General features: G+C 67.4%; 2 pseudogenes. Both read left to right on the top strand.

What is annotated here, in order from left to right:
- Positions 1–277: pseudogene (locus ALLO2_RS23000) on the top strand (IS66 family transposase); the annotation flags it as partial.
- Positions 278–360: 83 nt separating this feature from the next.
- Positions 361–1,302 (top strand): annotated as a pseudogene (locus ALLO2_RS23005) (Wadjet anti-phage system protein JetD domain-containing protein); the annotation flags it as partial.
- Positions 1,303–1,575: the final 273 nt, after the last annotated feature.

Below are 1,575 nucleotides of genomic sequence, written 5' to 3' on the forward strand. Positions count from 1 at the left end.
CAACCCGGCGGAAAGGGCGATCAGGGGCCCGGTCGTGACCCGGCGCAACGCCGGCGGCTCCCGCACCGAGGACACCGCCCGCCACGCCGCCACGATCTTCACGGTCACCGCGACCGCCGCGATGCACAACCTGAACCTGCTGACCTACCTGGAGAACTACCTCGACGCCTGCGGCCGGGCCGGCGGCAAGCCGCCGACCGGCGCCGACCTCGACCGGTTCCTGCCCTGGGCCGCCAGCCCCGAGGACCTCACCACCTGGCAACAGCCTCCCGGCTGACCCCGACCCCCGAGACCCCAGCGGAGTGCCCCACGGTCACGCCGCCCACGATCATGCCCCAACGGGATTTCCGAATACGTACCATCGCCGACACCCGAACCGGCATTGCACCACCGACCGTGGACATCAACCGTGCCCGCGTGCTCGCATCGGCGCTACGGTCCGCCAACGCGATCATCACCCCTGCCACCCTTCGGGCCGTCTACCGCCTCCAGGCCATCGACGTGGAGGTACTACTCAGTGCCGTGACCTGGCTACACCAGCACCCCAACGCTGGCAACTGGACTCTGCGGCAACTCCCGGTCCCCGGTATGCACACCAAATGGCTTGACACCCACGGCGCGCTGCTGCGCGATGTCGCGGGCCGCGATGTCCGACACGAAGTCAGACCCCGGCTGACCGTCATGCACCTGACATATGTCGATCCCGACCACGCCGCATCGGGCCGCCGCAGGCACGACGCCTGGACCACCGGTGACGTACATGACATCGCCTACCAGCCACGCGTGGTCCTCGTCGTCGAGAACCGCGACTCCCGCCTCTGGTTCCCGCCAGTCAGGGACACAATAGTGGTCGAGGGCGGCGGCAAAGCCGCAGCCACCCTGCTAGCAAACGTTCCCTGGATCCGCACCGCGGACCACATCGTCTACTGGGGCGACATCGACGCGGACGGGTACACGATCCTCGACCAGTTTCGCGCTGCGCTAGCCGAGCCCGCACCAGACGGCGCACCAGCGAAGCACGTCACCTCCATCCTCATGGGCGCCACAGACCTGCACCACTACGCTCAGCACGGTATTAACCACGACAAGGCGGGTCGTCCCATCCAGCCATCACCGACGACCCTGCCACACCTGACCGAAGCCGAGGCCACCGCGTACAACACCATCGCGACTGCGGGCCCCACCCCATTCCGCCGGATCGAGCAGGAAGTCATCCCCCTCACCCACGCAGCTGCCCGACTAATGCAGATCCTGAAAGGCGGGGGTCTGTCGCTGGCTTGCAGACCCGATCAGAAAGGATGAAACCGAACATGGAGATGGCGGCGCGCCTTGCGCCCGGCGGCGGGGCCGCTGGGCCGGCCGTGGTCGGAACGAGCGTCAACTCATCTACCGCACCGCCTTCGGCCTGACCAACGTCACCAACCAGCAACACCGCGCCCGCTACACCGCCTCCCGCACCACCCGCCCCGCTGGCTACACCAGCCAGGAACATCCTGAAGCTGCCCGGGACTGTAGGTGTCCCGCGTCAAGATCTTGGCTCAGGAATCCTGACCTGAGTGGGCGTTCTGCACGCTT

Origin of the sequence: Frankia sp. Allo2 (assembly GCF_000733325.1) — a bacterium.
Taxonomy (GTDB): Bacteria; Actinomycetota; Actinomycetes; order Frankiales; family Frankiaceae; genus Frankia; species Frankia casuarinae.